At 66.1% G+C, this 23,350-nt stretch carries 15 protein-coding genes; 6 read left to right on the top strand and 9 right to left on the bottom strand.

Annotation, left to right across the window (positions count from 1 at the left end; all coding sequences use genetic code 11):
* Nucleotides 1-16: 16 nt before the first annotated feature.
* Nucleotides 17-1,996, bottom strand: a complete 1,980-nt coding sequence (locus ACW5DN_RS11765; RefSeq protein ID WP_456962842.1) for a UvrD-helicase domain-containing protein — start codon at nucleotides 1,994-1,996, stop codon at nucleotides 17-19.
* Nucleotides 1,997-2,134: 138 nt separating this feature from the next.
* Between ACW5DN_RS11765 and ACW5DN_RS11770 the strand changes: the two genes are divergently transcribed.
* Both ACW5DN_RS11770 and ACW5DN_RS11775 read left to right on the top strand, forming a co-directional pair.
* Nucleotides 2,135-2,881, top strand: coding sequence for a hypothetical protein (locus ACW5DN_RS11770; RefSeq protein ID WP_456962843.1), 747 nt, complete (start codon nucleotides 2,135-2,137; stop codon nucleotides 2,879-2,881).
* A 131-nt stretch (nucleotides 2,882-3,012) separates the two neighbouring features.
* A complete protein-coding gene (locus ACW5DN_RS11775) occupies nucleotides 3,013-3,651 on the top strand; it encodes a thymidine kinase (protein WP_456962844.1) in 639 nt (212 codons plus the stop codon).
* Between the two features lie 23 nt (nucleotides 3,652-3,674).
* On the opposite strand, the gene ACW5DN_RS11780 is transcribed toward ACW5DN_RS11775, so the two are convergent.
* The 3 genes from ACW5DN_RS11780 to mutM all read right to left on the bottom strand — a co-directional run bounded on the left by ACW5DN_RS11780 (nucleotide 3,675) and on the right by mutM (nucleotide 8,206).
* The gene (locus tag ACW5DN_RS11780; RefSeq protein WP_456962845.1) at nucleotides 3,675-6,539 is read right to left on the bottom strand and encodes a protein kinase domain-containing protein; all 2,865 of its coding nucleotides are present in this window, start codon (nucleotides 6,537-6,539) and stop codon (nucleotides 3,675-3,677) included.
* 99 nt (nucleotides 6,540-6,638) lie between these two features.
* A complete protein-coding gene (locus ACW5DN_RS11785) occupies nucleotides 6,639-7,238 on the bottom strand; it encodes an ECF-type sigma factor (RefSeq protein WP_456962846.1) in 600 nt (199 codons plus the stop codon).
* A 128-nt stretch (nucleotides 7,239-7,366) separates the two neighbouring features.
* Entirely contained in the window at nucleotides 7,367-8,206 is an 840-nt protein-coding gene (gene mutM / locus ACW5DN_RS11790; RefSeq protein WP_456962847.1) for a bifunctional DNA-formamidopyrimidine glycosylase/DNA-(apurinic or apyrimidinic site) lyase, read from the bottom strand.
* A gap of 183 nt (nucleotides 8,207-8,389) precedes the next feature.
* Between mutM and ACW5DN_RS11795 the strand changes: the two genes are divergently transcribed.
* Together ACW5DN_RS11795 and ACW5DN_RS11800 are read left to right on the top strand one after the other, a co-directional pair.
* On the top strand, nucleotides 8,390-9,574 hold the full coding sequence (locus tag ACW5DN_RS11795) for a DesA family fatty acid desaturase (protein WP_456962848.1): 1,185 nt from the start codon (nucleotides 8,390-8,392) through the stop codon (nucleotides 9,572-9,574).
* Between the two features lie 78 nt (nucleotides 9,575-9,652).
* A complete protein-coding gene (locus tag ACW5DN_RS11800; RefSeq protein ID WP_456962849.1) occupies nucleotides 9,653-10,012 on the top strand; it encodes a hypothetical protein in 360 nt (119 codons plus the stop codon).
* Between the two features lie 22 nt (nucleotides 10,013-10,034).
* Here the strand turns inward: ACW5DN_RS11800 and ACW5DN_RS11805 are convergent, their stop codons facing one another.
* From ACW5DN_RS11805 to ACW5DN_RS11815, 3 genes are all read right to left on the bottom strand, one after another.
* Nucleotides 10,035-10,328 carry a DUF2218 domain-containing protein gene (locus ACW5DN_RS11805; protein ID WP_456962850.1) on the bottom strand — a complete coding sequence of 98 codons (294 nt, stop codon included), beginning with the start codon at nucleotides 10,326-10,328 and terminating at the stop codon, nucleotides 10,035-10,037.
* 142 nt (nucleotides 10,329-10,470) lie between these two features.
* The gene (locus ACW5DN_RS11810; RefSeq protein ID WP_456962851.1) at nucleotides 10,471-12,138 is read right to left on the bottom strand and encodes an MFS transporter; all 1,668 of its coding nucleotides are present in this window, start codon (nucleotides 12,136-12,138) and stop codon (nucleotides 10,471-10,473) included.
* A 30-nt stretch (nucleotides 12,139-12,168) separates the two neighbouring features.
* Nucleotides 12,169-13,557 (bottom strand): DcaP family trimeric outer membrane transporter, encoded by a 1,389-nt coding sequence (locus ACW5DN_RS11815; RefSeq protein ID WP_456962852.1) that lies wholly within the window; start codon nucleotides 13,555-13,557, stop codon nucleotides 12,169-12,171.
* 223 nt (nucleotides 13,558-13,780) lie between these two features.
* On the opposite strand from ACW5DN_RS11815, the gene acs reads away from it, so the two are divergent.
* Nucleotides 13,781-15,748 (top strand): acetate--CoA ligase, encoded by a 1,968-nt coding sequence (gene acs, locus ACW5DN_RS11820; RefSeq protein ID WP_456962853.1) that lies wholly within the window; start codon nucleotides 13,781-13,783, stop codon nucleotides 15,746-15,748.
* Between the two features lie 9 nt (nucleotides 15,749-15,757).
* The gene (locus tag ACW5DN_RS11825; protein WP_456962854.1) at nucleotides 15,758-16,426 is read left to right on the top strand and encodes a response regulator; all 669 of its coding nucleotides are present in this window, start codon (nucleotides 15,758-15,760) and stop codon (nucleotides 16,424-16,426) included.
* A gap of 78 nt (nucleotides 16,427-16,504) precedes the next feature.
* On the opposite strand, the gene ACW5DN_RS11830 is transcribed toward ACW5DN_RS11825, so the two are convergent.
* Nucleotides 16,505-19,951, bottom strand: coding sequence for a hybrid sensor histidine kinase/response regulator (locus tag ACW5DN_RS11830; RefSeq protein ID WP_456963063.1), 3,447 nt, complete (start codon nucleotides 19,949-19,951; stop codon nucleotides 16,505-16,507).
* A gap of 51 nt (nucleotides 19,952-20,002) precedes the next feature.
* Nucleotides 20,003-22,876, bottom strand: a complete 2,874-nt coding sequence (locus tag ACW5DN_RS11835) for a winged helix-turn-helix domain-containing protein (RefSeq protein WP_456962855.1) — start codon at nucleotides 22,874-22,876, stop codon at nucleotides 20,003-20,005.
* Nucleotides 22,877-23,350 lie beyond the last annotated feature (474 nt).

A 23,350-nucleotide genomic window follows, 5' to 3' on the forward strand; every position in this document is an offset into this window, starting at 1 on the left:
CTTTCACGCCCCAGTATCACCCGTCCAGCAGTGCGCGGATTGCGGCCAACCCCACCGCCGCACGCTCCTGCTTCCGGGCCGCGTCGGCGACCGGGTCGGCGCCGTCGCGCTGGATCTCGGCGGCGGGCAATTCATCGAAGAAGCGGCTCGGTTTGAGCCGGATCGTGTCGCCCCATTTCTGCGCCTTTTTCGAGTACGACAGCCACAGTTGTTCCTTGGCGCGGGTGATGCCGACGTACAGCAGGCGGCGCTCTTCCTCGATGCTGCCTTCGTCGATGCTGGCCTCGTGCGGCAGGGTGCCGTCCTCGACGCCGACGATGAACACGTAACGGAATTCCAGGCCCTTGGCGCCGTGCAGGCTCATCAGCCGGACCTGGTTGCCGGCGTCGCCCTTGTCGGCGTGCGACAGCAGGGCAAGCTGCGCAGCGAGCTCGCCTGGCCCAGCGCCTTTGCCGCCGTCGAACCAGTCGGCGAGCTCTTCCAGATTGGCCTTGCGGCGCTGGAAGCTGGTCTCGTCCTTGCATTGGGCACGGATCGAGGCGAGCAGCCCGGACTTGTCGGCCAGCGTGCGCACCAGTTCCGCCGGGGTCATCCGGCGGGCGTCGTTGCGCAGGCCGCGCAGGATGCCGACGAAGTTGTCGAGCGCGTTGCCGGCACGGGGCGGAAGCTGCTTCAGTGCGCCGACCGATTCGGCCGCGCGCGACATCGGCATGCCGGCGCGCTGGGCCAACTCGCCCAGTCTGGACAAGGTGGTCGCGCCGACCTCACGCTTGGGCGAGGTCACCGCGCGCAGGAACGCGGCATCGTCGTCGGGGTTGGCGACCAGGCGCAGCCAGGACAGCGCGTCCTTGACCTCGCCGCGTTCCAGGAACGCGGTGCCGCCGGAGAGGTGGTACGGAACCTTGACCAACTGCAGCGCCTTTTCCAGCGCGCGCGACTGGAAGTTGCCGCGGAACAGGATGCAAAAATCGCTCCATGGCGCCTGCCGGGCGGTGGCGACAAACTGAATTTCCGCGGCGACTTTTTCCGCCTCGTGTGCGTTGTCGCGGCACTCCCAGATGCGGATGCGTTCGCCGTCGGCCTGCTCGCTCCACAGGGTCTTCGGGTGCGCATGCGGGTTGTTGGCGATCAGCGCGTTGGCGGTGCGCAGCACCCGATTGGAGCAGCGGTAGTTCTGTTCCAGCTTGATGATCCGCAGAGCCGGGTAGTCGGTGCCCAGTGACAGCAGATTGTCCGGGTTCGCGCCGCGCCAAGCATAGATCGACTGGTCATCGTCGCCCACGCAGGTGAACAGCCCGCCCGGGCCCGCCAGCGCCTTGAGCAGCCGGTACTGCGCATCGTTGGTGTCCTGGCACTCGTCCACCAGCAGGTAGCCGATGCGCTCGCGCCAGCCCAGCGCGCACTCCTGGTCAGTTTCCAGCAGCTGCACCGGCAGCCGGATCAGGTCGTCGAAATCGACCGCGTTGAACGTGCCCAATCGCGCCTGGTACAGCGCGTACACGGTCGCCGCGTCGATCTCGCGGGCGGTACGCGCCTCGGCCATCGCCTGCGCGGGCGACAGTCCGGAGTTCTTCGCCCTCGAGATCAGGTTGCGCATCGCATCCAGCGCATCGGGCTTGGTACCGGTGCCCAGCAGATCCTTGATCTGCGCCGCGCTGTCGTCGCTGTCGAAGATCGAGAAGCCGCGGCGCAGGCCGAGTTTGGCGTGCTCTATCTGCAAAAATCGCAGGCCCAGCGCGTGGAAGGTGCAGATGGTCAGCCCCTCGGCGCCGTCACCTCGGATGCGCTTGGCGACGCGCTCGCGCATCTCTTTGGCGGACTTGTTGGTGAAGGTGATCGCGGCGATGCGCTTGGCCGGCATCCGGCCGGACGCGATCAGGTGCGCGATCTTCTCGACGATCACCCGGGTCTTGCCGCTGCCGGCGCCGGCGAGCACGAGCAGGGGTCCGTCGATGTGCTCGACAGCGGCGCGTTGAGGGGGGTTGAGACCGTGCATGAATAAGGTTCCTGCCAGCGCGACAGTCTACCCGGCCGCGCGCGGGACAAGCGCTTGGGGCAGGACATGACCTCGGTGCTACGCTGCTGGAGTTGTCCGTCAAGTGAGCGTCGCAGCATCTGCCAGGGAGACAGGTAAATGATCAGACAATCCATGCTTGCCGTCGCGTTGGTATTGGGGTTGAACCCCGCTGTCGGTGAAGCTGCCGGCTTGAATGGCACCGAGTTCGACGCCATGATCCGCGGCGCCGCGGGGCATCCCAACGAGCGGGCGCGATGGCGTGGCCTGTGGGCGTACGACAATGGACGCCACGACGCGGCGATCGACCAGTTCCAGCTCGCCGCGTCGTATGGCGACAAGGTGTCGCAGCACGTGCTGACCCTGATGTACTGGCACGGCGATGGCGTCGACGCGGATCCGGTCAAGGCCTACATCTGGGCCGACCTCGCCGCCGAACGTGGCACCGATCAGCGTCTGCTCGCCATCCGCGAGAAGCTGTGGGCGTCGTTGTCACCGGAGCAACGGCAGCAGACGAAGCAACTCGGCCCGGGATATTACGAACGGTACGGCGATGACCGGACGATGCCACGCAACGAGGCCGCGATGCGTCGTTTTGCACACGGCCGCACCGGCAGCCGAGTAGGCGCAGACAGCTCGCGGCCGCACATCATTGCCGGTGGGTCGGCTTCAGGCCCCATCAAAGCCAACAGCCTGAATGCGCTTGCCTCCGGCAACGGCGGAATGTCCGCCGCTGCACTTTACGACCGCGATCGCCTGCGGCCGGAGCCGTACTGGGACGCCGAAGATCAGGTGTTGGCGGAGCTGATGAATGAGGGCAAGGTCAAGGTGGGGGAGCTCGAGCCCGTCCGAAAGGATCCCCAATAGCTCGATCGCGCCGGCGAGTACCCGCGGGGTCGGCGCGCTGGTGGCCTGGGTTGCGTACCGGAGGTCAATGGGTCGCGACTCACGTCGCTCCTACGTGTGAACGGGGCGCCGCCCGGCGCTAGACTGCGCCGATGGCCAAGCTATATTTCTACTATTCGGCGATGAACGCCGGCAAGACCACCAACTTGCTGCAGTCCGCGCACAACTACCGCGAGCGGGGCATGCGGGTGGCGATCCTGACGCCGCAGCTGGATGATCGCGTGGGGCGCGGTACGGTGGCGTCCCGGATCGGGCTCAGTGCGGATGCGACCGCATTCGCGCAGGAGCGTGACTTGCAGGCACTTGTGGCCGCCGACATCGCGGCCCGCGGTGCGCTGCATTGCGTGCTGGTGGACGAGGCGCAGTTCCTGCACAAGGCGCAAGTCTGGCAACTGACCGAAGTGGTCGATGCGTTCCGGATCCCGGTGCTTTGCTATGGCTTGCGCACGGATTTCCGTGGTGAATTGTTTGAGGGCAGCCAGTACCTGCTCGCCTGGGCTGACGAGATCAGCGAGATCAAGACGATCTGCCACAGTGGCAGCAAGGCGACCATGACCGTGCGCGTGGACGAGCAGGGCCGCGCTGTAAGCGACGGGCCACAGGTCGAGATTGGTGGCAACGAGCGTTACCTGTCGGTGTCTCGTGCCGAGTTCAAGAAGGTAGCGCGTGGCGAAGGCGCGATCACCCCGCAACAGCCATCGTTGCCGCTTGAACCCATCGCCCGCGACTGACCCGGGGTGACCGGTCGGCGTGCTCAGTTGCCGGCAGCCGTCCGGGTGGATCGATGCGCATTGCAACCCAGGCGAATCGCATCGATTTCCCGGGGGATGACACCGCCTTCCGGCCGGGCCTGCTGCAGATCGTGATCCAGCTGATCCAGTTGGCGTAACGCTTCCAGACGCTTGGAACCATGACAGCGCAGTTGCGCCGCGTAGGCACGGGCACGCCAGACGGTATCGCGCAGTTCGATGTCGTTGTCGGGCAGTTGCGCCAACGCATCCAGCTGCGCCAGGGCGGCGGTTGCGGCTGGCAACCCGGCAAACCGGGACGCACGCTGGTAGGCCAGGGCCAGCTCGGCACGCCGGGTGAGCGGATGGGAGTTGCCGTAGTCGGCCCGTAACTGGCGGATGGCGTGTTGCAGTCGCTCCACGCCCTGGCCGGTTTGGCCCAGTGCGATCTCGACCTCGCCGAGGAGACGATCGATCTCACCCACCGATCCTTCTTCGATACCGGGTAGGGTCTGGCGGATCTCGTGCGCCTCCAGCAGCAGGGGATGGGCGAGCGGGTCGCGGTCGTCCGCATGCAACACCGACGCCAGATCCAGCAGGGCATCGGCGACCAGGTCGGGTCGGTCGTCGACGCGGAGGATCGTGAGCCGGTGGCGCAGCGACGCCGATGCGGCGTCCAGGTCGCCTTGTTCCCACTCGATCATGGCCAGCGCGTGGTAACTGTCGGCGAGATCGGGATGGTTTGGCCCGAGCCGTGCGGCAAGCAACCGGTGGCTGTCGCGCAGTTCTGCTTCGGCCTGCTTGTAGCGGCCTTGCTGGAAATGGATGGCCGCCAATTGGCGACGCACCGCCAGTGTGGTCGCATGCTGCGGCCCGTGGACCTCCGCACTGATCGCCAGCGCGGTTTCAAGTTCGCGTTGGGCCGGTTCCAGCTCTCCCTGGGCGCGATGCAGACGACTGAGGTTGCGATGGATGTCGATCAACAACGGGTGCCGGTCGCCAGCTTCGCGCAGCAAGCGATCCCGCGCGGTTTCGAAATCCGCCAGGGCGACGGCGGTCTGGCCCTCGTCGGCATGCAAGCCGGCCAGATCCATCAGGTTTTCCACCTCCCCCACGCGATTGGCATGGCCTTCGCGGCGTAGCATCAGCGACCGCTCGAACAACCGCTGCGCACCCCGGCGCTCGCCGTTGGCGCGGTGGCAGCGGCCGAGCTGGGAGTAAAACTCGGTGGCTTGCGGTGGCAACTTGGCCTGCTCGGCTCGCGCGTTGTCCAATGAGGGCTGCATCAGCTCGATGCATGCGGCCGGGTCGCCCAACAGGCGCGCCACGCGGCCGCGCTGGGTCAGAGATTCCAGCTGCAGGCTGGTCGGCACGGCGTCGGTGCCCGCGATCAATCCCGCCTGCTGGTCCAACAGGACTTTCGCTTCCTGATAGTCGCCCAGCCCGATGCGCAGCCGCGCGACCACGCCGAGTATCTCGGCCAGCGTCCGTGGCTGACGGGCCAACTCGCGACCGGCGCGTTCCACGGACGTCGCCAACAGGTCGCGCAGCTTCAGCGGCTCACCGTCACGGGTGCCGCCTGCGCCTTCGAATACGCCAATCATGAACGCCTGCAACGCCTGCGCACGCGCGGCCTCGCTGACCGCCTCACGCGCCTGCCAGGCGACCACCGCCAACGATGCGGTGAGGACCAGGGCGGTCAGGCTGCCGGTGGCCAGCGGCCAGCGATGGCGGCTGACGAACTTGCGCAACTGGTAATTCAGACTTTGTGGTCGCGCCTTTACCGGCAAGCCGGCGCCGTAGCGCTGCAGGTCTTGGGCGAGTGCCTCAACCGAGGGGTAGCGCTGCTCGGGGCGCTTGGACAGCGTCTTCAATACGATGTTGTCCAGGTCGCCGGACAAGGCTCGTGCCCGCCGCCGCCATGCGCCGTTGTCGCGCGGTTGCTCCGGGTCAGTGGCGTCAGGGGGGCGTTGCAGCATCGCCTGGGACGGACGCACCGGGTCGTGAGCGAGGATCGCCTCCTCCCAGGCCGCATCACTGTCCCGCCGCAATCGGTACGGCTTGGTGTCGGCGAGCAGTTCATACAGCACCACCCCCAACGAGTAGACGTCGGTCATCGTGGTGACAGGCTCGCCACGGATCTGCTCGGGCGCGGCGTAGTGCAGGGTGAAGGCGCGTGTCCCGGTGCGGGTCTGCTCGGGCGCGATATCGCTGTCGAGCAGTTTGGCGATGCCGAAGTCGAGCAGGCGCACCTCACCTGCCGGCGTCACCAGGATATTGGACGGCTTGAGGTCGCGATGGACAATCAGGTTGGCGTGGGCGTGGCTGACCGCCGCGCAGATCTGCTCGAACATCTGCAGCCGGGTATCCAGCGGCGTGTCATGGTCGCGGCAGTAGTCGGTGATGGGTGCGCCGTCGACATACTCCAACGCGAGGTAAGGCAATCCTTCGGTGCTGATGCCGGCGTCCAGCAGGCGCGCGATGTGCGGGTGGGCAAGGCGGGCGAGGATCTGCCGCTCGCGGGTGAAGCGCAGGCGCAGGTCGGTATTGGCCAGGCCCGGCCGCAGCAGTTTCACCGCGACCCGACGCTGGTACAGGCCGTCGGCGCGCGCGCCCAGCCAGACCTGCCCCATGCCCCCTTCGCCCAGCAGGTATTCGAGCTGATAAGGCCCGACCGTGCTGCCGGGCAGGACGCCGCGCTCGGTCGTGATCACGGGTTGGGACAGGAAGTCCTCGCGCGCGTCTTCCAGCGCGATCAATGCTTCCAGCTCGTCAGCCGCCTGGACATCCTGGGTGCGCAATTCGTGCAGGCGTTGCGCGCGGGCATCGGGTTCCAGCTCGAACAGCTCGTCAAGCAGTGGCGACAATCGTTGCCAACGCGCGGGGTCCATCGTCAGTACGTCGCAACAACGTTGACCGCTGCCATGCCGGATCTCCCTCGACTGCGGCGATTGCTCACCCTGAATGCCGGTACTGCGGCAGCGCCGGGATCAGCCTGCCGCTTCGTCCCGCAGCGAGGCTAGCAGGAACAGACGTGCCTTTTGCCAGTCGCGCCGGATGCTGCGCTCGGAACGTTCCAGCAGCGTGGCGATCTCCAGTTCCGACAAGCCGGCGAAGTAACGCAGCTCCACCACTTTCGCCAGTCGCGCGTCGACCGCCGCCAACCGGGTAAGCGCGATGTCCAGGGCCAGCATCTCGTCGTCCAGCCGCAACCCCCCTTCCAGGTCCTCGGGCAGATCGGTGACCCGGTGCAGGTCGCCGCCGCGCTTCTTCGCCAGCCGCTGGCGCGCGTAATCGACCACCACCGAGCGCATGGCCGAGGCGGCGTAGGCAAAGAAGTGCGAACGATCATCAAACGTCGCCTCACGCTTGCTCGACAACTTCAGATAGGCCTCGTGCACCAGCGCGGTGGCGTCCAGGGTCTGCCCACGCTGGCCGGCGAGCTGGCGTCGGGCCATGGCGTGCAGTTGCTGGTACAGCGTGGCCAACACCTGGTCGAGCGCGGCACGATCCCCGCCCCGCGCTGCGTCCAGCATCAGGGTGATGTCACCAACGTCTTCAACGTCATCAATGTCATCGAGGTTGGCCATCGTATTGCCTGAGGCGTTGGACCCTCGACTATAACGTGAAGGTCCCTACAGATTTCACCTGCGTTTGCGCCCACGTTTTCGAGTTTTGCGGGCACGGGCGCCAGGATGCCAAGGTCGGGCTGTCGGCATCAGCGCTGGCAGTGGTTGCACCAGACGCTGGAGCGCTGTCCGATCCGGGCCTGCTTCAACGCCCGGCCGCAAGCTGGGCAAGGTTCGCCGGCGCGCCCGTACACCGACAATTGCTGGACGAAATAGCCGGCGTTGCCGTCGGGGCTGATGAAGTCGCGCAGGGTGGTCCCGCCTTGGGCGATGGCCGCTGCCAGGACCCGCTGGATCTCCGCCGCAAGGCGTTGGTAGCGTCCACGCGAGACCCGGCCCGCGGGTCGTGTTGGTGATACTCCCGCGCCGAACAGCGCCTCGGCGGCGTAGATGTTGCCCACGCCGACGACGATGGACTGATCCATCAGGAATGACTTCACCGGAGCCCGTCGACCGCGGCTGCGGGCAAACAGGTAGTCGCCATCGAAGTCCAGGCCGGCAGGATCGGCCAGACCAGGCGTATCGAGCGGCTCGGCTCCCAGCAATGCCAGTAGCGGGTGCAGCGTCCCGGGCGGCTGCCACAACAGGCAGCCGAAGCGGCGCGGATCATTGAAACGCAGGACCCGGCCATCGTCGATCCCGATATCGACATGGTCATGGGGCCGCAGCGGCGTCCCGGCCGGCAGCACCCGCAGGCTGCCCGACATGCCCAGGTGGATCAGCGCGCTGCCTGCGGCGGTATCGAGCAGCAGGTACTTTGCCCGTCGGCGCACCGCATCGATCCGCTGGCCGTGCAACGCGGTGCCGATCTCGGCGGGGATTGGCCACCGTAGCGAGTCCCGGCGCAATGTCACGGCGGTGACCTGGCGCCCGGTCAGGTGCGGTGCCAGGCCGGCACGGGTGGTCTCGATTTCAGGAAGTTCCGGCATGACGGGGAGTCTACGGTGGCGCGTATCACCCGGGTTCGACTGATCCATTCAGCTGCGTGAAGGCGGTTGCCGCTGAATGGACCAGTCGTGGCAGCTACCCGCCAGCAAGCATTGAACCGGCGACGGTGGCATCATTACCGGTGCGGCCGAGCCACGTGGCCACTTGTTTTCCGGAGTCTGGAAATGCCCGTTTCACTACTCGATTTTCTCGCCGGCGGCGTGCTGCAGGCCAGCATTGGCGGGCTGCTGGTCTATTTGCTGGTGGTCACGCAGCTGACCATCTTTGCGGTGACCTTGTACCTGCATCGGTCGATGACCCATCGCGGCGTCGACTTCCACCCGGTGGTCAACCATTTTTTCCGTTTCTGGACCTGGCTGACGACCTCGATGATCACCCGGGAGTGGGTGGCCATCCACCGCAAGCACCACGCGATGTGCGAGACCGAGGAAGACCCGCACAGCCCGGTCACCAAGGGCATCGGCAGGGTGTTCTGGCAGGGCGTTGAGCTGTACCGCGAGGCCCGCAGCGACCGGGCGTCGATCGAGAAATACGGCAAGGGTTGCCCGGACGACTGGATCGAGCGGCATCTGTACACGCCGCATGCGACCAAGGGCCCGGTGTTGCTGTTGTTCCTCAGCTTCGCGTTGTTCGGCTTTGCCGGCGTGGCGATCTGGGCGGTCCAGATGTTGTGGATCCCGCTGTGGGCCGCCGGCGTGGTCAACGGACTGGGCCATTGGTGGGGTTATCGCAACTTCGAGACCACCGACAAGGCCACCAACCTGATTCCGTGGGCGTTCTGGATTGGCGGGGAAGAGCTGCACAACAACCATCACGCATTCCCCAGTTCGGCCAAGTTTGCCCTGCGCAAGTTCGAGTTCGATATCGGCTGGAGCGCAATCCGGCTGCTGCAGGCACTACGACTGGCCAAGGTGTTGCGCGTCGCCCCAACCCTGGACGTGCGCCCCAACATCGCCATGCCCGACCGGGAGACGCTGAAGGCGCTGCTGGCGATCCGCTTCCAGGCGATGACCGATTACTACCGCAAGGTAACCCTGCCGACGCTGCGCGCCAGCGACGAGAAGCTGCCACGCAAGTTGCGCAAGGGGCTGGCCGATGGCGGCCGCTGGCTCGACGATGACAAGCGCGCACGCCTGCACGCCTGGCTGGCCGAGCGTCCGCACATGGCGACCCTGGCCGAATACCGCCAGCGCCTGCAGCAGGTGCTGGACGACCGGTCCCACGATGCCCAGGCAACCCTGCAGCGCCTGCATGACTGGTGCGTGGAAGCGGAGAACAGTGGCAACCACGCCTTGCAGCAATTCTCGGCACGGATGAAGGGCTACACCCTGGTGCCCGCGCGGGCCTGAACGCCCGCATGACCTACCCGGACAAGAGGGGCGGCGACGCCCCTTTTGTCTGCCCGCCTGTTGCAGGAGTCATCGACGATGCGTGCCAAGCCGTTGCTGTTGATGTTCGTGCTGTCGGTGCCTGGCGCCGTGACTGCGCTGCCGGCGTCGGCACAGTCACGGGTCGATGCGACCAGCGACTACCTGCAGCGCATGGACTCCGATCGTGATGGCCGCGTTTCGCTGGTCGAGTACCAGCAGTGGATGGGGTACGCATTCGAGCGCATGGACGTGGACGGCGACGGTGTGCTCGACCCGGCCGAGCTGCCTGGTGGTCGCGGTCGCCCGGTGAGCAAGGCCCGGCACCTGGCCGCGCTGGCCGCTGCGTTTCATCGACAGGACCTCAATGGCGATGGCTTCCTGGATGCCCGCGAACTGGCCGCGCCGCCGCCGCGCTAACGGCATAAGCCCGGTAGGCGACTCAGCCCTGTCGCTGCCACTGGATCGACAACGCCTCGCCGCGCGCCATGCGTTGCAGGTGCTCGGCGACTACCGGCTCCAGCTTCTCGAGCTCTGCGCTGTCGGCGCTTTCGATGGTCGCGGCAATGCTGTCGCCCTGCACTCGCAGCACGCATGTCGCATTGCCGAATTCGATCCGGGCGCCGGTGTCGTCGTGCTCCACTTCAAGCTTGTGTGACCAGTGCTTCGCCAAACGGCCGATCAGCTTGGCCGGCCCCAGGTCGGTGACGGTAATGAGCGAATGGGTGGAGTGCATTGGTTCTACCTCTATCAGTTGAGAGTCATTCTCATTATCCACAAAAGACAACACCGGCACGAGGCCGGTGTTGTCCCTGCTGCACTGACGCGGGGGTTGGCAGTGGCACGGTCGCAACCAAAGGCGACCGTGCCGGATGGCGCTACAAGGTGATGTCCACGTCCTTGGTCTCGCGCAGGAACAGCGAACCGACCACGAACGTCAGCAACGCGATGATGATCGGGTACCACAGCCCGTAGTAGATATTGCCGGTGGCGACCACCAGTGCGAACGAGATGGTGGGCAGGAACCCCCCGAACCAGCCGTTGCCGATGTGGTACGGCAGCGACATCGAGGTGTAGCGGATCCTGGTCGGGAACAGTTCCACCAGCCATGCCGCGATGGGCCCGTAGACCATGGTGACGTACAGCACCAGGATGGTCAGGATCAACAGCACCATGGGTTTGTTGATGCGTGCATCCTCGGCCTTTTCGGTGTAGCCGGCGGTGGTCAGCACGGTCTTCAGCGAGCTGCCAAATTCGCTGGCCCTGGTGGCTGCAACGTCCTTCGCCAGGCCCTTCGCCTCGTAGCTGCCGACCTCCACATCGCCAATCATCACCATCGCCACGCTGCCTGCCGGCGCGGGTTCCACGTCATACGGCACGCCCGCCTTGGCCAGGGCCGCAGTGGCGATGTCGCAGGAACTGGTGAACTGCTTCTTGCCGACCGGATCGAACTGGAAGCTGCAGGTGGCCGGATCGGCCAGGATCAGTGCGGGTGAGGAGGCGCTGGCTTCCTCGATCGCCGGGTTGGCGTAGTGGGTCAATGCCTTGAACAGCGGGAAGTAGGTCAGTGCGGCGATCAAGCAGCCGGCCATCACGATCTTCTTGCGGCCGATCTTGTCGGACAGCCAGCCGAAGAACACGAAGAACGGCGTGCCGATCAGCAATGCGCCGCCAATCAGCAGCCAGGTCGTGGTCGGGTCGACCTTCAGCGACTGGGTCAGGAAGTACATCGCGTAGAACTGGCCGGTGTACCAGACCACGGCCTGACCGGCGGTCGCGCCGAGCAGGGCCAGCAGAACGATGCGGCCGTTCTTCGAGAAGAAGCTCTCGGTGATCGGTGCCTTCGACAGCGTGCCTTCGTCCTTCATTTTCTGGAACATCGGCGATTCGGCCAGCTGCATGCGGATCCACACCGACACGCCGACCAGCACGATGGAGATCAGGAACGGGATGCGCCAGCCCCATTGTTCGAACGCCTCTTCGCCCAAGATTCCGCGCACGCTCAGGATCACCACCAGCGACAACAGCAGCCCGACCGTCGCGGTGGTCTGGATGAAGCTGGTGAACAGGCCGCGCCGGCCGTGCGGGGCATGTTCGGCCACATACGTCGCGGCGCCGCCGTACTCACCGCCCAGCGCCAGCCCCTGCAGCATTCGCAGGACCACCAGGATGATCGGCGCAGTGATGCCGATGGATGCGTAACTGGGCAGCATGCCGACCAGGAAGGTCGAGATGCCCATGATCACGATGGTGATCAGGAACGTGTACTTGCGCCCGACCATGTCGCCGATGCGGCCGAACACGATCGCCCCGAATGGTCGCACCGCGAAACCGGCGGCAAACGCCAGCAGCGCGAAGATGAAGCCGGTGGTCTCGTTGACGCCACTGAAGAACTGGGCGGCGATGATCGCCGCGAGCGAGCCGTACAGATAGAAGTCGTACCACTCGAACACGGTGCCAAGGCTGGAGGCAATGATGACCTTGCGCTGTTCCTTGGTGATGGCGACCTTTGGCGGTGTGCCGGCGGCGGGATTGACGGTAGACATGAGGTGGTTTCCCTTCGGGTTGGGTGTGCGTTAGAAGCTGTACTTGACGGTGGTGTGCAGGCGGCTCAGGTCGCCTTCGCGATCGTCTTCGAGGAAACGCTGGCCGACGCTCAGTTCCGCGCCGATGTCGAGCTTGGGAAACGGCGAATAGATGAGGTTGGCGCGCAGCGAGTGGGCACGCTCGGTCACGCCCTGGCCGGTGATTCCGACGTCGTTGTCGAAGTGCGCGGCCGAATACATCAGGTTGCCGCGCAGCTTCGGGCTGAGGACATGGCGCCAGGCGACATAGCCGCCATAGCCGTCCAGCGCCTCGAGATCGCCGTCGACGTCCTGCACCACGTCGCTGCCCATGCCGAACGCGAGGTAGCGACCGATGCCGCTGCCGCCGTTGATCGCGTAGCGGATGTCGTCGCTGGCGCCGAGGTTGAACTTGCCCGAGGCGCTGAGCGCGCCGCCGGTCGCGGTCTCCTCGCCAGCCTTGAACTGGCGCAGCAGGCCGGCCACGGTGAAGTGGCCCCAGTCGCCCTTGGTGATCCAGCGCGCCGTCGCATCGGGGGCGATGTTGTCGCCACTGTTGAAGCGCGGGCCGGCGGCGAGGTACGGGGTGACGGTGGTCTGCGGGTTCTCCAGCGAGAACGACCACGGGCCGCTGGTGTAGCGAAGTTGGGCCTGGCGCACGAAGATCACGCCGTCGGTCGGGCCGACGAAGTCGACCGAATCCGGCAGCGCGGCGGTGTCCTGGAAGTTCGACCAGGTCTGACCGGCCAGCCAGTTGTTCCAGCTGACGTAGGCGTGGCGCAGGGATACGCCGTAGGTGTTGGTCGAGGTCTCGTTGCCGAGCAGCGCGTTGCTGCCGCCGCCGTACATGTCGGCTTCGATGTAGGCCTTGACCTTGTCGCCAGCGTCGGTGACATGGTCGGCGGCGAGCCAGAAGCGCGAGAACTGAGCATGCACATCGGTATAGGCGTCGCCGCCCTCGGCACCGTCGGGGCCAACCGGGATCGTGCTGGGGACGTAGAACAGCCGGCCCGCCGAGCCGTCGGCGATGCGTCCGTCGCTGGTGTCGGTGACCATCGCGTCGAGCTTGATGAAGCCACCGAAGCTGAAGGCGGTGCCGGGTGCCGCGGACGGCGTGATGGTGGTGGCCTGGATCGCCTTGCCGTCGGCCACCGCGGTCGCGGCCGGAGCGGCCGGCACCGCCGCGGTAGTGGTGATGGCCGGCTGTTGCTGCGACACCAGTTGCTGGACCATCTTCTCCAGCTCGACCACGCGGGCCTCCAGCTCGACCTCCTTGGCTGTTTGCGCGTAGGCGAAGCCGGGCAATGCCAGTGCGACCAGCAACGCCGCGGCGAGCGGTCGCTTGGGGATCGGTCGCTTGTGGAGCGTGGTCACGCCGTACGACGGCTTGCGATTGGACATGTTCCCTCCCATGGAAACCGCGTCGTTTGCACGGTTCGCAGGCAGACTGCGTGGCCACCACACTGCACAACCATTCACCTTTGGTCGTAGATGCCCCTGTTCATCCTGCCGATTACGACCAAGGTCTAAGGCGAGGTTTACCGACCGCCCCGGACGATGCGGCACACTGCTCCTCCCGACCCCCGCCGCGTGCCGGCCCCGCAACTGCATATCGGAGTGCGTCATGAGCGAGCCCGTCTCGAACCAGCCCATCGCGGTCTATCCGGTCAAGCCCGGATTCGCCGCCGATACCCGCATCACCCAGGACGACTACCAGCGTCTGTACGCGCAGTCGGTCGCGCACCCGGATCAGTTCTGGGGGCAGGTGGCGGAGCGGCTGGACTGGATGACCAAGCCGACAAGGATCAAGAACACCAGCTTCGACCTGGCCGATTTCCGCATCCGCTGGTACGAGGACGGCGAGCTCAACGTCAGCGTCAATTGCCTGGACCGCCACCTGGCTACCCGCGGTGACAAGACCGCGCTGGTGTTCGAGCCCGACAGCCCCGACGCACCCGCGCAGAACATCACCTACCGCGAGCTGCACCAGCGCGTAGGCAAGCTGGCCAACGCCCTACGCGCGCTGGGCATCGGCAAGGGCGACCGGGTCACCATTTACCTGCCGATGATTCCCGAGGCGGCGATCGCGATGCTCGCCTGCGCGCGCATCGGCGCGGTGCACATGGTGGTGTTTGGCGGCTTCTCGGCCCACTCGATCGCCGACCGCGTGGCCGACAGTGGCAGCAAGCTCATCATCACCGCCGACGAGGGCCTGCGCGGCAGCAAGCGGGTGCCATTGAAGGTCAACGTCGATGCCGCGTTGAAGCTGCCCGGTACCAACAGCGTCGAGACCGTGCTGGTGGTACGCCATACCCGCGCCGCGGTCGACATGCAGATGCCGCGTGACCGCTGGTATGACGCCGTGGTCGACGAGCAGCCGGTCGAGTGCGAGCCCGAGCGCATGAATGCCGAAGACCCATTGTTCATCCTCTACACCTCCGGCAGCACCGGCAAACCCAAGGGCGTGCTGCACACCACCGGGGGCTACCTGGTGTATGTCAGCTACACCCACGAGGCGATATTCGACCTGCGCGAGGACGACGTCTATTGGTGCACCGCCGACGTCGGCTGGGTCACCGGCCACAGCTACATCGTCTACGGGCCGCTGGCCAACGGCGCCACCTCGCTGGTGTTCGAGGGCGTTCCGAATTACCCGGACGCCTCGCGTTTCTGGCAGGTCATCGACAAGCACCAGGTCAGCATTTTCTACACCGCGCCGACCGCGATCCGCGCGCTGATGCGCGAGGGCGACGAGCCGGTCAAGGCGACCTCGCGCAAATCACTGCGCCTGCTGGGCAGCGTCGGGGAGCCGATCAATCCCGAGGCCTGGCGCTGGTACTACGACGTCGTCGGCGACGGCCGTTGCCCGATCGTGGACACCTGGTGGCAGACCGAGAACGGCGGCATCCTGATCTCACCGTTGCCGGGTGCGACCGACCTCAAACCCGGCTGTGCCACCAATCCGTTCTTCGGCGTCCAGCCGGCGATTGTCGACACCAACGGCAACTTCATCGAAGGCGAGGGCGAAGGCAACTTGGTCATCGTCGATTCGTGGCCGGGCCAGATGCGCACCGTCTACGGCGACCACCAGCGTTTTATCGATACCTATTTCAAGACCTATCCGGGCACCTACTTCACCGGCGATGGCTGCCGCCGCGACGCCGACGGCGACTACTGGATCACCGGCCGGGTGGACGACGTGATCAACGTCAGCGGCCACCGCATCGGCACCGCCGAGGTGGAGAGCGCACTGGTCTCGCACCCGCAGGTCGCCGAGGCCGCCGTGGTCGGCTTCCCGCACGACATCAAGGGCCAGGGCATCTATGCCTACGTGACGCTGATTGCCGGCGAGCAGCCCAGCGATGCATTGCGCGCGGAACTGGTCAAGCATGTGCGTACGGAAATCGGTCCGATTGCGACTCCCGACCATCTGCAATGGGCGCCGGGCCTGCCCAAAACCCGCTCAGGCAAGATCATGCGCCGCATCCTGCGCAAGATTGCGGAGAACGCCCCGGATCAACTCGGCGACACCAGCACCCTGGCCGATCCGGCCGTAGTCGATTCGCTGGTCAAGGAGCGTCGCGTCCCGTAGCGTCCGCCCATGCCGACCCTGCTGATTGCCGATGACCACCCGCTGTTCCGCGAAGCCTTGCGCGGGGTCGTTGCGCGGGTACTGCCGACCGCGCGCCTGCACGAGGCCGACAGCGTGGGCGCCCTGTACGCGCTGGTCGAAGCCGAGCCGGACGCCGACCTGTTGCTGCTCGACCTGAACATGCCCGGCGCGCAGGGCTTCAGTGCGTTGGTGCACTTGCGTGCCTTGCGTCCGCAGTTGCCGATCGTGGTGGTGTCCGCGCGCGAGGAGCCGGCGGTGATGCGGCGCGCACTGGACCACGGCGCGGTCGGCTTCATTCCAAAGTCCGCCGATGTGGCCACCCTGGGTGAGGCGATCGGTACCGTTCTGGCGGGCGACCGCTGGGCCCCGGCCGCCGCCTTCAATGCCCCAGCCGCCCACCCCGATGAGCACGATGCCGCCCGCCGCCTGCGCGACCTCACCCCGCAGCAATTCCGCGTCCTGCAGATGCTCGGCTCGGGCCTGTTGAACAAGCAGATCGGTTACGAGCTCACAGTCTCCGAGGCGACCGTCAAGGCCCACGTCACCGCGATCCTGCGCAAGCTCGGCGCCAACAACCGCACCCAGGCCGTGCTGATTGCCGGCCGCCTGGCGTTGGATCCGGGCAACATCACGTTGCCGCCGGAGGGTGTGGAGTAGCTTCGACTTGGCTTTGGCCAGCGCGGCGGGGAACCGCCCGACCGAGCGCGACGTGCCTGGTCGAAGGCCATCGGCTGTCTAGCGCTGCGCCGCCAGGAACGCCCGCAGCGACGCCGGCTTGATCGGCTTGGTCAGCACCAGGCAGTGATGCTCGCGGGCGGCGTGCTTGAGCGCATCGCTGCCGTCGCCGGTCAGCAGCGCGGCCGGCAGGTCGGGGCCGAGGCGCTCGCGCAGCAGGTCGATGATGCCCAGACCGTCGAGGCGGTCGTGCAGGTGGTAGTCGACCAGGGCGACGTCGGGAGCTTCGCCGGCCGGCAGCGCGTCCAGCACGACGATGGCCTCGTCGACGGTGGCGGCGGTCATGCTGACGACGTGCCAGCGGGTGAGCAGGGCACGCATGCCTTCGAGAATCTCGCGGTCGTTGTCGATGCACAACACACGCAGGCCGGTGAGGGAATCGGCAATGCCTTCGGTGCGCGGGGCGGGCGCGGGGGCGTCGGGGAAACGTGCCCGGCCGAATGGCACGGTGATCGAGAACACGCTGCCGGCACCGACCCGCGAACGCACGCCCAGCGGATGGTCCAGGGTGCGGGCGATACGTTGGCAGATCGATAGTCCCAGGCCGAGGCCACGCTCGCCGCGGCCGGGATGGTCGAAGCGGCGGAACTCGTCGAAGATCTGCACGAGGTGGTGCGGCGAGATCCCCGGCCCGGTGTCCCAGACCTGCAGCTCGACGGCGCCCTTGCGCACGCGCGCGGCGATCAGCACGCCGCCATCACGGGTATAGCGCAAGGCATTGGCGAGAAAATTCTGCAGCGCGCGGCGCAACAGCCGGCGATCGGTACGCACCATCAGCGGCGCGGCCGGCGCGCGCACCCGCAATTGCAGGTTACGGCTGGCGGCGATCGGTGAATGCTGGGCGGCCAGTTCGCGCAGCAGTTCGTTGACGTCGAAGTCGGCGATCTCCGGGCGCAATGCACCGGCGTCGAGGCGGGAGATATCGAGCAAGCCGTCGAGCAGATCCTCGGCGGCGCGCAGGGAGGCATCGACGCGTTCGGCGAGGCGCCCCTGTTCGTCGGGCTCGTCACTCTCGCGCAGGGCCGAGGTAAACAGCCGCGCGGCATTCAACGGTTGCAGCAGGTCGTGGCCGACCGCGGCAAGGAACCGGGTCCTGGATTGCTGTGCGTCCTCGGCCTCGCGAGTGCGTTGCTCGACACGCTGCTCCAGGGTCTCGTTGGATTCGCGCAAGGCGCGCTCGACGCGCTTGTAATCGGTGATGTCACTGTAGCTGGTGACGTAGCCACCACCGTCGAGCGGCCGGCCGCGCAGCTCGATCACCTGCCCGTTGCTGCGCACGCGTTCGGACACATGCGGCGCGCCGACACCAAGGTGCTCGATCCGCCGCTGCACCTGGGTCTCGATGTCCCCCGGACCCATCTCGCCGTGCTCGGCATTCCAGTACAGAAGATCCGCGACCGGACGGCCGACGTACAACATGCCCTGCGGGTAGTCGAACATCTCCTGGTAGCGGCGGTTCCAGGCCACCAGGCACAGCTCCGCGTCCACCACGCTGACGCCCTGGCTGATGTTCTCCAGCGTGGTCGCCAGTACCTGGCGGTTGAAACGCAGCTCCTGGTTCGCCTCGTCCAGCAGCGCCACCACCTCGCCCAGTTCCATGCCCGATCCGCGCAGGGCACTGGTCAAGGTGAGCCGCGCCGAGGCAGCACCGATCGCGGCGGCGAGCAGGCGCTCGGTGAACTGGGCGAGCGCGCGGTCGGCAAGCTGTTCCGGGTTCCATGGCTGACCCTGCCGACCGGCATAGTCCTGGAAGGAGCGTCGGGCATGACGCCCACCGACGATGCGTTCGGCCAACGCCAACAGGTCGCCACCGCGCACGTTGCCGGCCCAGCCGCCCGGGCCGAGCGGCGGTCGTTCTCGATACGGGTCCAGGAATGGCGCCGCCCGCAGTTGCTCCTGCAGCCGCGGCCGCTGACGTGCGGAGACGTAGACAAAGGCGCTGGTGTTGAGCAGCAGTGACCAGAACACCCCGTGAGTCAGGCTGTCCCAACCCACCAGGCCGAACAGTTGCTCCGGTTGCAGCCAGGCAATGCCGAACGGGCCGACATCGACCCAGTCCGAAGCGATCCAGCCCCCGGTGGCCAGGCTCGGCAACAACAAGGTGTAGAACCACACCGATGCGCCAGCGGCGATTCCCGCGAGCGCACCGGTGCGGCTGGCACCTCGCCAGTACAGGCCGCCGATCAACGCCGGTGCGAACTGCGCGACCGCGGCAAATGCCAACAGGCCGTGCTGGGCGAGGCTGCCGTCACCGGACCCCCGGGCATAGGCGTAGGCCATCAGCGCCAAGCCGATAATCGTTGCCCGGCGTACCCACAGCACCCGCTTCTCGATACCCGGCCCGGTCCGGCTGAGTGCGCCGGTACGCAACAGTGCCGGCATGATCAGATCATTGCTGACCATCGTTGCCAGCGCCACGCTGGTCACGATCACCATGCCGGTGGCGGCGGAGAATCCACCGATGTAGACGATCAGCGCCAACAGGTTCTCGTCCATCACCAGTGGCAGTGCGAGCACGTAGGTGTCGGGCGATACCCCGCTGTCGCCCAGCACGGCCTGGCCGGCCAGGCTGATCGGCACAACCATCAGGCTGATCAATATCAGGTAGCCGCCGAAGAACCAACGCGCGATGCGCAGGTCGCCGACGTTCTGGCACTCCACCACCGCGACGTGGAATTGCCGTGGCAGGCAGATCAACGCGGTGAAGGCGAGCAGGGTCTGGGCGACGAAGCCCACCGGCAAGCCGGGCCGGGTGACGGTATCGGCCGCCTGCACGATGCGCTCGCCCAGGCCGCCGACGCCCGGCAGGTGCATCAGCGCGAAGATACCCACGGCGATGAACGCCACCAGTTTGACCAGCGACTCCAGCGCGACCGCCAGCACCATGCCGTGATGGTGCTCGGTGGCGTCGATCTGCCGGGTGCCAAACAGGATCGAGAACACCGCCAGCAACAACGCGATGTACAGCGCCGGGTCAGCCAACAGACTGGTGTTGGCCGGTACCCCGGCGAGTACCTCGATACTGTCGGCGACGGCCTTGAACTGCAGCGCTACGTAGGGAATCGCGGCGATCAGTGCGAGCAACGAGACCAGAGCCGCCAGCCCTGGCGCGCGGCCATACCGCGAGGAAAGGAAGTCGGCGATCGAGGTGATCCGCTGCTCGTCGGAGATCAGTACCAGCCGTTCCAGCAACCGCCACCCGAACAGCAACAGCAGCAGCGGCCCCAGGTAGATCGGCAGGAACCCCAGGCCGGTACGCGCAGCAGTACCGACCGCGCCGTAGAACGTCCATGACGAGCAATAGACCGCCAACGCCAGCGAGTACACCGCCGGGCGTACCCAGCGATGTTTCGGCATCGCTTCGCGTTGATCGCCGTAATACGCGACCACGAACAGCATGCCGACATAGCCGACCGACACCAGCAGCAGTATCCAGCCAGGAATCAATTCCACGCCTCGCCAGTCAGGAACCGGATATGAAGTTGCTCATGGTATCGGTCAGCGCCGTATCTGGTCGGCCGGGTTCCGGTTGTGGGCAGGTGCCGCCGCGATGGTCGCTTCGCGGCCTGCCGGCCAGGGTGTCATCCAACCCAGGTTTGCGCCCCGCATGCCGGTGGTGGCGACTTGCGCGCCGGGGCCTTCGATGTCGCAGTCGTTGAGCCGGCCATCGGCCGCCATCAGGCTGTGCAGCTCCAGCTGTACCGCGACATCCCCCAGCGCATGGGCGCGGGCGTGACTGCGTGACAGCAAGGATTGCGCGGCCTCGGGCTGGTTGTCGGCCAGTGCGTGCAGGATTGCGACTTGGTCGAGGCGGTGGGACTGCATCCAGGTGTCGTTGGGATAGGTTTGGCGTGAGGCCTCTGCGTGGCGCATCGCCTGCGTCCACCGGCCGCGCGCGGCTGCCGTTTCGGCTTGGCCAACTTCCGCGTCGGCGAGCAACCAGGCGTATCCGGAACCTTGCAGTGCGTCGTGGGTAGCGATGTACAACGCGTCCGCTTCTTCCAATTGGCCGGCGCGAGCCAGCAGCGGCGCGACCTGCAGTGCCGTCATCCAGCGTTCGGGACATTGCTCCATGGATCGGATCCGGGTCACCATCGTCTGCAGCCGTGGCAACGCAGACGCCGCATCGCCGGCCAGCAGGGAGATGGCGGCTTGGTGCATCACCAATTGATCCTGCAGCTCGGGTTGCCCATCCAGACCGCAGCGATCCAGCGCCATGCGCGCTTGCTGCATCCGTCCCAACGACAACAGCCCAGTCACCCTCGCGCATGCCAGTCGCGCAGAAACCACCGTGGGCAATGGCGGGAGGTCTTCACGGGCGAGTCGCTTCACGGTGTGCTCGAGTACTTCCAGCGAGCCGGTGTAGTCGCCCTCGGTGGCCAGGATAAACGCCTCGAACTGATCCAGCCACACCGCCAGGTTGCCTTTCAACCCTTGGCTTCGGATACGGCGAACACGTTCGCGTGCCTGATCGAAGCGACCCGCCAAGGCGTCCTCGTTGAGCAAGTCCAGTTGCAATGTGCGCTGCCCGTGGGCATCGCCCGCAGCCACGGCGATGGCGAGGGCCTCATCCAGTCGCTTGCGGTACTCGGCCAGGTTGCCGGCGTTGTAGTGCTGGAATGCGACGCGGCGAAGCAGTTGGACCTCCATGGACCGATAACCGCCGGCGTGTGATCGGGCCAGCAGCGTGTCCAGCTGCGTCGACGGCACCGATGGTGGCTTCGACAGTTCGGCGGAAACCCGGACGTACAATGCGTCCAGTTCCGCGCCGGCAGCGGCGAACAGCACTGCTGCCTGCTCGAACTGCGACATGTCGGCCTTCTCCCCGAACTCGGCGACGTCGACCTGGGCTTTCAGGTGGATGGCGGCCGCGCGCTCACGCTCCCATCCCGGGCCGGCGTCACGTGCCAGTTGCTCGGCCGCCATCGCGTGCGTACGCATGCCATTGCGGTCGCCGCGGGTGCCGGCAATCTCGGCCAGGCAAATCAACCAGGGAATGCGCAAGCTGATGGGCTGGCGCTGCCATTCCACCTCCGCCAGGCTCTCCAGTGCCAGGTCGGACTGGCCGGAGCGTAGTTGGAACCAGGCCTGGTCGAGCCGGAATGTCAGGTTTTTCGGGTATCTGTCCGCCAACGCGGTGAGTGCCGCAGCCGCCTCAGTCACGCGGCGCGGATCGACCGAAAGTTGTGCGGCATCCAGCACCTGGTCGGTATCGTCGCCGATCGGCACCAGCAATTCGCGCGCCGTCTGCATGTGTGCCACGGCGGCATTGGCTTGGCCCAATCGTGCCCGGGACATCGCCAGTTGCAGCTGTGCCAGTCCAAAATCAGGCGATTGTTCGACTACCGACTGCAAGCCGGCCGCGCTGGCGGACATATCCCGGTCGCGATAGTCCTGGTAGGCGGTGGCATAGCTGCGGGCAGCGGGTGCATCGATGTCCAGCGTTGGCCACGGCGTGTCGTCTCGGCCGGGAACCAACTGCGTCAGTATCTGCTGGGACAACTGGTCGACCAGTGCCGGAATCCGGGCCTGGTTGCCGCGCAGTTCCAGTTGCCGGGTGCCATCGGCGTCGGTAATGCGGGCGCGGACGAAACGTTCGCCCGGCTTGTCTGCAGTTTGCCCGGAGCTGAGCAGCACCACCGTAGGCGACAGTGACGCCGCGTCGGCAGCCAGGTGCGCTTCGCTCAACACGATCACTTCCGGCAGCGAGTCGAGTTTCCATTCCAGCCAGGCATACAACAGGGTTGCCGGCCAATGAGCCTCGGCATCATTGTTGTTGCCAACCTCGATCAGTGCGACGGCCACCGGAGCGGTTGCCGCGTCAATCGGCGCCAATGGCGTGGGCTTGGGTACCAAGACGATGGCAATGGCGGCCAGCGTCGCCAGTCCCGCCGCCAATAGCCAGAGGTGGAGCCGTTTCTCAGGAACTTCTGGGCCGCCAATGCGGACTTCCGACGGTTCCGCAGGCGGCGAGTCGTCCCGCCCGGCTGCCCCGCCGTCGATGGCATCGGTCGCATTGACCAGCACCGGTTCCACGGGTCCGGGCGGCTCGAACACGTAGCCCTTTTTTGCAACGGTACGGATCCATTGCTTGCGCGATGGCCCCAAGGCCTTGCGCAGTAGCCATATGCTTTGTGACAGGTTGGCATCTTCGACGATCACACCCTGCCAGACCTGATCAAACAACATTGCCCGGGTATGCAGGGCATGGGGGCTGGAGAGAAACTCCAGCAACAGGTCGAACGCGCGCTGGGGCAGTTCGACCGTTTGCTCCGGACTGCTGACCCGGCGGTACCTCAGGTCAATTTCCAGGTCGCCAATCCTTAGTTGCCTGACCTCGCTGGGCCATGGACACCCGGGTGCATCCGTCACTGCGCGCGCTCCTGTCGTGGGTTGTATCGCGGCGGTGCGCCTCCGCACAGCCCGCCGAGCCGGCTCCCCGCCGAACCCTCAACTATCCCGATAGCTGCTGCCGAGGGGATATCTGTCGGCCAATAACGTGACGAGTGTCTCAAATTAACCGTTAATTGATAAAAAATTGAACAATTTTCATAAGCAGATGACCCTTGACGTCACTTATATCTGTTCCGTACTTCGGTTGCTCGGGCAATTGGAACGCACCTCCAGGGGAGGAACGCCAGGGAAGGAATGCCAGGGAAGGGCAATAGCGGAGTGCAGGGGCCTCGCAAGGACGTCGGTACGGAGTGCCGAATAGCGACGTCTTCGGCCGTGGACGCAAAGGAAGCCGCGTCCACGGCCATTCGCCAGGCTCAGTTCGCACAGTGATGGCAACGCAGACCGCATCGTGGGGGGAGGAACTGGTCTGGATCGTTTGTCATTTCAATA

It is taken from the genome of Lysobacter sp. A289, from assembly GCF_054072675.1.